Genomic DNA, 9,696 nt, shown 5'->3' on the forward strand with positions numbered 1-9,696 from the left:
CTAAAAGACTAGGGGCTAAGAAAAACACCGATGGTGCTTTTCTTAGCCTTTTAGCCGGGACTCCCGTGACTTCGGCTGTGAAAGCCCTCGATTCTTTGTCTGTCAGTAGACGGCCCACGCACGGGAATCACAGGTTTTACGTTTTTTAGTCTTTAAGAGATAGGAACTCAATATATCAACCCCTCAACATCTCACTTACAGCTCTTATATCACTGGAAGCGACTTCATGTATTTTTCGTAAACGGCGTTTACGCTTTTGCGATTTTTTCGTCAATATGTGGTTATGATTTGACGCTGCCCGTTTAATTTTACCAGAACTTGTAACTTTAAATCGTTTCACGGCTCCGCGATTAGTCTTTAATTTCGGCATGATCTTCTCTCTTCGTTTTATTACCTTCAGCTTTAGCCTTCATAATCACCATCGTCATCTGGCGACCTTCCAGCCTAGGCTCCTGTTCAGTAACAATAAAAATGTTAGTAATATTTCTTAAATCGCGCTTCACACGACCTAATAACTCTAAACCCAATTCACGGTGCTGCATTTCGCGTCCCCGAAAACGCAAGCTGACTTTTACTTTATCGCCTCGATTCAAAAAGGTAGCAATCTTACGCAATTTAACTTGATAGTCGCCCACATCCGTTCCAGGACGAAATTTGACTTCTTTAAGATGGACCAAGCGCTGCTTTTTCTTCTGGGCCGCTTTCCGTTTGCTTTGCTCAAATTGGTATTTACCAAAATTCATGATACGACAAACGGACGGCTTAGCAGTGGGAGAAATCTCCACCAAGTCTAATCCAGCTTCTTCGGCCATCGTTAAGGCGCGATCAGTTCTTAAAACCCCTACTTGCTCACCCTTTTCATCAATCAACCGCACTTCCGGAACGCGGATTTGGTTATTGACGCGTGTTCGTTTTGATCTGATATTTTATCTCCTCTTAAACAAAATATTACCTTCTCACCCAACTCTCCCCACCGACTGGGAACAGAGGGCTTGAACTGGCGACTTTCTACTACGCTGACTAATTTCCGCTTTCAATCGACGAGCAAATTCTTCTAGCGTTATCCTGGTCGATGTCTCGTCTTCTAAAGCACGCACGCTTAAGGTTTTATCGGCTACTTCACGATCACCGATCACAAGCAGATAAGGCACACGCGCAATAGTGTGTTCGCGAATTTTAAAGCCGATTTTCTCATTTCTCAAGTCCGAATGCGCTCTAATTTCCAGATTTTGAAGATTTTCTACAGTTCGGCCCACATAATCTACCTGTCGATCGGTAATATTCATAACCACAACCTGCACGGGCGCCAACCATAAGGGTAATTTACCGGCATATTCTTCCAACAAAATGGCTAAAAACCGCTCAAAAGAGCCTAAGATGGCGCGATGAATCACGACAGGGGGCCTTTTAGATCCGTCTTCCGAAATATAATGCGCCCCTAAGCGTTCCGGTACGGAGAAATCGACTTGAACTGTCCCACATTGCCATATTCGCCCCAAACAATCGCGCAAAGAAAATTCAATTTTAGGCCCATAAAAAGCCCCCTCCCCCGGCAAAATATCCCATTCCACGCCTTTGCGGTTCAAGGCTTCCGCAAGAACCTGCTCGGCTTTACTCCACACTTCGTTGCTGCCCACTCGTTTTTCAGGGCGTGTGGAAAGCTTGTGGATGACCTCAGTAAACCCAAAATCCGCATACACTTCGTGTAATTGATCAATGAAGGCCGATACTTCGGATTGAATTTGATCCCCCGTACAGAAAATATGCGCATCATCTTGCACAAACCCACGCAATCGCATTAAACCGTGCAACGTGCCCGAAGGCTCATTGCGATGACAAGCACCAAATTCAGCGTAGCGAAGTGGGAGATCGCGATAGCTTTTAACGCCTTGATTAAATATTTGGACGTGAGCCGGACAACTCATCGGCTTAATAACATATTGCTGGGGTTCCAACAGTAGACTGAAAATATCATCGCCAAATTTTTCCAAATGCCCCGATTTATCCCAAAGGCTGGCGTCAATTAATTGTGGCGTATGAACCTCTTGATAACCGTATTTATGCATAATGTGACGAATGTATTCTCTCATTTGCAGGATAATACTCCAGCCCTTAGGATGCCAAAACACGTTTCCCAGGGACTCTTGCTGGAAATGAAATAAATCCATTTTTTTAGCTAGTAAACGATGATCCCGTTTTTCCGCCTCTTCCAGCCCGTAAAGGTAAGCATTTAATGCTTTAGTATCTACCCATGCGGTTCCATAAATGCGCTGTAACATTTCATTATTACTATTGCCTTGCCAATAAGCACCCGCTAATTTTGTTAATTTAAACGCTTTTAACATTCCAGTACGAGGCACATGCGGCCCCCGGCATAAGTCAATAAAATCACCTTGTTGATAAGCCGTCAATATTTCTTCTTTTGGAATGTCGCGAATAATTTCGACTTTATAACGTTCACCCATTTTTTTAAACAGCGTTAATGCTTCATCACGACTTAACACCCTTCGTTTAACCGCTAAATCCGCTTTAGCCAGCGATCGCATTTTTTCTTCAATCTTTTCGAGATCCTCGGGGGTAAAAGAGCGTTCAAAGGCGAAATCGTAGTAAAAGCCGTCTTCCACTACCGGGCCTATGGCTACCTCTGCTTTCGGGAATAATTCTTTTACCGCATGCGCTAAAAGATGAGCTGCGGAGTGGCGGATAATCTCTAACCCTTCCAGGTCTTTCTCCATGATAATCCGAAGAGACACATCTTTATCAATAATGAAAGAAACATCGACAAGACGATCATCGATTTTGCCCGCCAACGCGGCTCTTGCAAGCGAAGTTCCAATGGATTCCACCACTGCCTGAACGGACACCGGCTTTGAAAATCGTTTGACACTGCCATCCGGCAGTTGAATCGTTGGCATCGCGAACCACCCCTTTAAAGAGCGCATGATAGTAACATCCCACTATCAATTTGACAATTTGGAGGTGGGGTGGAATCACAAGCGTTAAAACTTATGAGTGATTTTATGAAATTTAACTCCTTTGGTTTCATCTTTGTTAATGCCCGGTTTTGATCCTAAAACAAATGTCAGTACAATAGAAAAAGAAGGGTTCCGTTTTAAAGCGGTCGACATTGATATGAATCATGAAGAACAAGAGATTGAAGTAGCTCGTCAATTACATCACGAAGGCTATCAAATGATCGAGCTTTGCGGCGACTTTAATCCTAATTGGATCAAGTAACATTGAAGAAGATCTAGGGAATAGCATATCGCAGTGGGCGGCGTTTTTTATGGTCCTGAATTTCGAAAGTCGCTCGTTAATTTATTTCTCTGAAAATCATTTGGCGTAAAGTTACGCAGTTCTAAATATTTGTTTCAATTTATTCCAAGGCGTAGTCACGCTAACTACCACACTCATTAATCAACGATTCGCCATCTCTTCCAAAATATCTATATCAAGTTCGATCTCGAACTTTTGGTAATAATCACCACAGGATGGTTATGTTGCTTTAAGACTTCCAAAATAGTACGAGTCACTTTTAATTTCCTTTCGACAAGTTGGTAAGGATCTATATTCGCCACTAAAATAATAGGTTTACATACATACTTGGATTTAGTGATTTACTTCGTTAGCAATTGAGCCGTATTTACTTTATAAAAAATTCTTGTTTCAAAATATAAACCAGCAGACATATTCATATACGCATGCCTCGGTCGCGCATAACAATAAATGCAGCCATGTTCATAGCCGCGGTAAGGATTAATTGATTGTTCAAAACCAACATCAGGCGAATCATTGCGCGTAATAACCGTTTTCGCTTGATCTTTAAATAAAACGGTTTCTAACGGCGGCAATAATTCTTCTTCGGCATTGCTTTCCCATCCGTCATCAAATTTTCATACTTCTCTTTCTCAAATCGTCCTTCTGGATTTCTGATAGCACCTCTATTTTTAACAATCATATTTTCCCCAACCTGTGTTAACATATGTGCCGATATAATTAATTCTTTAGCGGCTCGCAAACCGCTCGAATAAGCGCCATAAGCCGTTCAAAATATTTCTTTATCGGTTGCTTCCCCTGCAAAGAATAATTTATCCTCGATAGGAGAAGACAACTCGTCAAAACAATCGGGTGAGCTTTCTTTCGGTAAACAAGGAATAAGTCCTACAAGCATGCGGATCACCGCGCTATTGAGTAACAGTAATATCTAGATGGCTCGATAAAATGATTTTCATATATTTTTTCAATGGAGATAGGGCAAACTGATCGCATTGTTTTTTATTTTATTTTTCAATGACTTATGACAAACTGCTGCCCACTAACCCAACGAGAAAAGGCATATCCATTAACTTCTGATAGTTTACGCAAAACGCAACGCTTCGTTGGTTAGCTGGCAAATATCGCAAGCTAAGCGCTTCTTTTCCCAAAAAAAAATCAGAAAATTCGAATTATTTTATTTAAAAGAGGGGAATCTATTTGCATTATTCTATTTTGTTTACGTGTTGGGAGTGCGAGAGAAAAAACGACTTTTCCTTTTTGTAATACCCCAATGGGAATGGCAACAATAACGGCCTTTGCATAATAAGCCCGATGATTAGTGATTACTTCGACATGATCATCCGAGTAATTCACATTACTAAGGGGCAATTCCAACACAATTCTGAGGTTTCTGTATTTAAAAGAATCGATCATCACATGATCGTATCCACTTATAAAGATAGGATTGACCACTTTCTTGAAGCGCTTGTTGAAAAATATAAGTAGAGAAATTATCAATGTTGGCCCCGTCCAACCGCTGATAAGGTAAGCTATCGAGTTGTTTACCGATTCTTTCTGATCTAACTCAGTTTCAGTGGAAAAAGCCTTTTTCATAGTATTTCCTTCCGCTGAATAAAAGAAATGCTCTTCAGGCTTCGTTAACATCCCACTGTTCTAAGGTTTTCATCAACGCATTTGACCCAAATCGTGCACCAGCCTACCCCTAAAATCAAAAAAGGGAACTCATCTTCCTTTTAATTCATTAGTATCAAACCTACAACACCTCGTACGAGAGGATTATCCCTTTACCGATGGGTATCAAAATTCTCTTTACAAATCGCTCCTGCCATTTTTCTTTTAGTTAATATGGCATCATCGCAATAATCCCCGTTATTCACTTTTTTGTTCGTTGAAATACTTACTTATTGTTATCAAACTTCACTTGTTTACCAATAGGTCATTTCGTTATTTATCCGAAGCTGCACGAATACAGAGAGTTTGAAGCAATTATTTTCTCATTCACAAATTACGCTCACTATTGAAGACATTGATTATGCAATTACTTATTGCGAATAGTATCCAGACCGAGACATCAAAGAATTAATTATAAAAAGATTAGACTTCCTATCGCAGAATCAGTCATTAGCGGATCTCATTCGCAAAAGATTAGATCGTCTTAGAAAAATTGCCGTCCCTTCTTCGATATTAAATAAAATTTTTTTAAAAACTCTTTACCGGTAAATTTTCACAATCGAGAAAATTTAAAGCGTCCTCTATCAGGATGCTCAAAATCATAAATTGGCGCCCGTTAAGATAAAAATTCCGCCTAAACACAATGGCGCCGTCATAAAATCAAATCAACGCGGTTTACTTTTAAGAGAAATTAATGCCAAAAAAGGCACAACTACGACGCCTTACTGCCCTGATGAATGCGGAATCCGCAGAACTAATGCTCTCAGGTCTAATTGATTGAAAGACGCACACCACACTCTGAACACCAACGTCCATTTAATCATGGTAAACATTGTTTTTTTTCTCTGTAAAAAGAGGGCCGGCAATAAAATCAGACTCGCAAGGCGCTCGTACGTAAGACGACAAAAAGCGAAGGTGAAATAGACCCCAGAGCGTCTTTAATGAGAGCAAAGTTAATCCCGACAGTAATGTAATAAAAAAGGGCAAGTATGCGCCCTTACTGAAAGTTTCATCGGAGTAGTCTAACATAGAACGCCCGTAGTCCCTATTTCACTTCACTCATACGGGCTACTTGAATCTTTAGTATTCTAACTCAATTTGGTCTTTCCCGTATAATTTACTCAGTTCACTTAATAACTTATCGCTCACTTTCACTCTCCAAGCCTCGCCTAAAACTAATTCGGCAACCGCTGCTTTGCTTTGATAAGCAATAGCCACTGGACATCGTCCACCGATATAGGGCTTGATCAGTGGAGGTAATTCGGTTAAAAGCTGGTCTACCTCGTCCTCACCCTCTAGCCGAATAAGCAGCCGTTTTACCATCTGTTCTCGGAGCTTATCCAGCGTTAATAACATATCGGCCACCATTTTCCGGCCACCCGTGTAATCATCTTTGGCAACCGTTCCGCGGATGACTAAAATCGCATGGTCGTTTAAATCGGCAGTGACCTGTTGGTATAGATCGTTAAACAGCGTGATGTCAATCTTTCCCGTTTGATCTTCAAGAGACAAAATCGCCATCCGCTTACCACTGCGCGTTGTAATCGCACGCATACCCATCATCATTCCTCCAACAACGATTGAATTTTTTTCTGAAAGCGATAAATGATTGATGGGTACAGCACCTACTGCTTTCATCTCTTTGATACAAGCTTGCAAAGGATGACCACTTACATACAATCCTAACGTTTCTTTTTCTCCTCGCAAACGATCGCTATCGTTCCACTCTGGCACTTCCGTATAATCTTCGTCGATCCCCTTAACTGCTTCACCAAATAAATCGTGTTGGCCTAAGATCATATCCCGATTTCTTTGCTCGGCTGCTTGGAAGGCTTTGGTTAACGATTCAAATAAAGATGCACGTGAAACGCCAAAAGTATCCATTGCGCCTGAACGAATTAATGGCTCCACAGCACGACGGTTTACTTTACGTAAATCTACACGAGAACAAAAATTAAAGAGCCCTTTAAACTCACCTTCAGCTTCGCGGCAAGCAACTATATTCATAGCGGCGGCTTCACCCACGCCTTTTATCGCCCCTAAACCATAAACAATTTGACTTTTAGTACTTACCGTAAAATGATAATGACTCCAATTAATATTCGGCGGCAACAGCTCCAAATTCATATCACGACATTCATTAATAAATCCAACCACTTTATCCGTATTGTCCATATCCGACGATAAAACAGCCGCCATAAACTCCGCCGAATAATGCGCTTTTAGCCACGCCGTTTGATAAGCAATCAACGCATAAGCCGCTGAATGCGATTTGTTAAATCCATAGCCCGAAAATTTTTCCATTAAGTCAAAAATTTGATTTGCCAACGCTTCCTTTAGACCACGCGCTTTCGTACCCTCAAGAAAAACAGCACGCTGTTTTGCCATTTCTTCAGGTTTCTTCTTTCCCATGGCATGGCGCAAAACATCCGCGGCTCCCAAAGAATAACCCGCCAACACCTGCGCAATTTGCATGACTTGCTCTTGATAAAGAATTACCCCATAAGTGGTACCTAATATAGGTTCTAGCGCAGGGTGAAGAAAATGGACTGACTGCTCCCCGTGTTTGCAAGCAATAAACGTTTCCACCATACCCGACTGCAAAGGGCCAGGTCGGAATAAAGCAACCAATGCCATAATATCGGCAAAATTATCCGGCTGCAGCCGCCGAATTAATTCTTTCATGCCTCGAGACTCTAACTGAAATACAGCGCTTGTGGCACAGCTTTTTAAAAGCGCATACGTTTTTAGATCGTCCAGTGGAATCGTTCCAATATCAAGTTCTATTTCATTTTGAATTTTACGTTTGGCATTAATATTTTGGACTGCCCAATTAATAATGGTTAATGTTCGCAAGCCTAAAAAATCGAATTTAACTAAACCGACGGCCTCTACATCATCTTTATCAAATTGCGTAACCAGATGATCGCTACCGGGTTCAGAATAAAGCGGAACAAAATCTGTTAATTTAGTAGGGGCAATCACAACACCTCCAGCGTGTTTGCCGGCATTCCGCGTCAATCCTTCTAGCTTCATTGCAAGATCAATAAGATTTTTAACCTCTTCATCTTCCGCGTAGCGTTTAGTCAGCATTTCTTCTTGCTCAAGCGCTTTTTCCAACGTCACGCCTAATTCAAAGGGAACTAATTTCGCGATTTTATCCACATAACCGTAAGGTAATCCCAAAACACGGCCGACATCACGCAACACGGCGCGCGCTGCCATCGTGCCATAAGTAATAATTTGTGCGACCGCCTCCTGACCATAACGTTCAGCCACGTAATCGATAACGCGATCGCGGCCCTCCATACAAAAATCGATATCAAAGTCAGGCATTGAAATGCGTTCCAAATTCAAAAAACGTTCAAACAACAAATCATGCTCTAAAGGGTCAAGTTCCGTTATTCCCAGCGAATAAGCTACCAAGGAACCCGCACCAGAACCTCGCCCCGGACCTACCGGAATATGATGTTTCTTTGCCCACGCGATAAAATCAGCCACAATTAAAAAATAACTGGCAAATCCCATTTTTGTGATCACTGTTATTTCGGTTTCTAAACGTTCCTCGTAATCTTTGCAGGTTAAATTATTTCTCATTTCTAATCCAAGCAAACGGCGGCTTAAACCTTGTTTGGCTTGACCGCGAAAATAATCTTCTACTTTCAAATTGGCAGGGACAGGAAATTTAGGTAAAAAAACTTCACCCAACGACAAAGGAACGCTGCAACGTTTAGCAATTTCTACTGTGTTTTCTAATGCTTCTGGAACATCCGAAAAAAGCACTGTCATTTCTTCAGCACTTTTAAAGTATTGTTGATCGCTATACTCGCGAGGTCGATTGAGATCTTGTAAAAGATAACCTTGATGAATACATACCCGCGCTTCATGCGCTTCAAAATCACTCTGCGACAAAAAACACACCTCATTCGTAGCTACGACAGGTACGCGATGTTTTAGTGCTAATTCAATGACTGAATGGATATACTCCTCTTCTTGGTCCCGTCGGGTACGCTGTAATTCTAAGTAAAATCGACCGGGAAAATGGTTTATCCAACGCCTTAATCGTTCCTCCGCCAATAACGAGCGACGCTGCAACAATGCCTGTCCAACATCCCCTCGACGAGCGCCAGACAAAATAATTAATCCTTCCTTAGCTTGCACCAACCATTCGGACTGAATTAATACATGATCGCGCTGTCGTCCCTCCACGTAAGCGCGGGATAATAAGTGAATGAGGTGACGAAAACCAATTTTGTTTTGGCACAAAGCCGTGAATCGAAAAACATCATCGCCTTCAGCTAATAATAATTCCGATCCAATAATAGGCTTTATTCCTTTGTTTATTGCCTGACGATAAAATTTAACAAGTGCAAAAAGATTAACTTCATCGGTTAAAGCAACAGCCGGCATTTTTAAATCCACAGCGCGTTGCAATAATTGATCGATGCGCACGACACTGTCCACAATAGAATATTCACTATGAATTTTTAAGTGGACAAAAGAAATTGTCAATTTACAAACTCCTCTTTATTTCTTTAAGCATGGTCAGCCACAACCATAGTCATTCCCGGACCTTGCCATCACCCACTTTGTCACCCTGTCATCCAGTACCCTCTGTGATTCCTGCACGGGCAGGGGATTGTGGGTCTCCATCATGATATATAAATAGCGTTAAGAGAAATCCCCAGAATACCCTAGGGATTACGGGCACGAGCGATCGTGCGGGAATTGATTTTATACAATTGTGAC

Annotated in this window: 6 protein-coding genes and 4 pseudogenes; 2 read left to right on the forward strand and 8 right to left on the reverse strand. The window is 41.6% G+C overall.

What is annotated here, in order from left to right; all coding sequences use genetic code 11:
* Window positions 1-175: 175 nt before the first annotated feature.
* The 3 genes from rpmI to thrS are packed head-to-tail and all read right to left on the reverse strand — an operon-like array spanning window position 176 to window position 2,915.
* Window positions 176-370 (reverse strand): 50S ribosomal protein L35, encoded by a 195-nt coding sequence (rpmI, locus tag FIV31_RS06080; RefSeq protein WP_280124155.1) that lies wholly within the window; start codon window positions 368-370, stop codon window positions 176-178.
* Window positions 351-923, reverse strand: coding sequence for a translation initiation factor IF-3 (gene infC / locus FIV31_RS06085; protein ID WP_280124160.1), 573 nt, complete (start codon window positions 921-923; stop codon window positions 351-353). The genes rpmI and infC overlap by 20 nt, the downstream gene beginning before the upstream one ends.
* 33 nt (window positions 924-956) lie before the next feature.
* Entirely contained in the window at window positions 957-2,915 is a 1,959-nt protein-coding gene (gene thrS, locus FIV31_RS06090; protein ID WP_280124156.1) for a threonine--tRNA ligase, read from the reverse strand.
* A 139-nt stretch (window positions 2,916-3,054) separates the two neighbouring features.
* On the opposite strand from thrS, the pseudogene FIV31_RS06095 reads away from it, so the two are divergent.
* Window positions 3,055-3,330 (forward strand): annotated as a pseudogene (locus FIV31_RS06095) (DUF6506 family protein).
* A 90-nt stretch (window positions 3,331-3,420) separates the two neighbouring features.
* On the opposite strand, the pseudogene FIV31_RS06100 reads toward FIV31_RS06095, so the two are convergent.
* The 3 genes and pseudogenes from FIV31_RS06100 to FIV31_RS06110 all read right to left on the reverse strand — a co-directional run.
* A pseudogene (locus FIV31_RS06100) lies at window positions 3,421-3,958 on the reverse strand (radical SAM family protein); the annotation flags it as partial.
* Window positions 3,959-4,045: 87 nt separating this feature from the next.
* Window positions 4,046-4,180 (reverse strand): hypothetical protein, encoded by a 135-nt coding sequence (locus tag FIV31_RS06105; RefSeq protein ID WP_280124157.1) that lies wholly within the window; start codon window positions 4,178-4,180, stop codon window positions 4,046-4,048.
* A 251-nt stretch (window positions 4,181-4,431) separates the two neighbouring features.
* Complete coding sequence (locus FIV31_RS06110) at window positions 4,432-4,869, reverse strand: FAD-dependent oxidoreductase (protein WP_280124158.1); 438 nt, start codon at window positions 4,867-4,869, stop codon at window positions 4,432-4,434.
* 118 nt (window positions 4,870-4,987) lie between these two features.
* Here FIV31_RS06110 and FIV31_RS06115 point away from each other — a divergent pair.
* Window positions 4,988-5,552, forward strand: a pseudogene (locus FIV31_RS06115) (cyclin family putative virulence effector); the annotation flags it as partial.
* On the opposite strand, the pseudogene FIV31_RS06120 reads toward FIV31_RS06115, so the two are convergent.
* Window positions 5,550-5,960, reverse strand: a pseudogene (locus tag FIV31_RS06120) (EamA family transporter); the annotation flags it as partial. The pseudogenes FIV31_RS06115 and FIV31_RS06120 sit on opposite strands and share 3 nt — an antisense overlap.
* A 67-nt stretch (window positions 5,961-6,027) precedes the next feature.
* Window positions 6,028-9,459, reverse strand: coding sequence for a DNA polymerase III subunit alpha (dnaE, locus tag FIV31_RS06125; protein ID WP_280124159.1), 3,432 nt, complete (start codon window positions 9,457-9,459; stop codon window positions 6,028-6,030).
* Window positions 9,460-9,696 lie beyond the last annotated feature (237 nt).

Origin of the sequence: Coxiella endosymbiont of Ornithodoros amblus, from assembly GCF_019425495.1 — a bacterium.
Classification (GTDB): domain Bacteria; phylum Pseudomonadota; class Gammaproteobacteria; order Coxiellales; family Coxiellaceae; genus Coxiella.

Coding starts and splice junctions, on each gene's coding strand:
- rpmI (WP_280124155.1), bottom strand. CDS start 370: ATGCCGAAATTAAAGACTAATCGCGGAGCCGTGAAACGATTTAAAGTT.
- thrS (WP_280124156.1), bottom strand. CDS start 2,915: ATGCCAACGATTCAACTGCCGGATGGCAGTGTCAAACGATTTTCAAAG.
- FIV31_RS06110 (WP_280124158.1), bottom strand. CDS start 4,869: ATGAAAAAGGCTTTTTCCACTGAAACTGAGTTAGATCAGAAAGAATCG.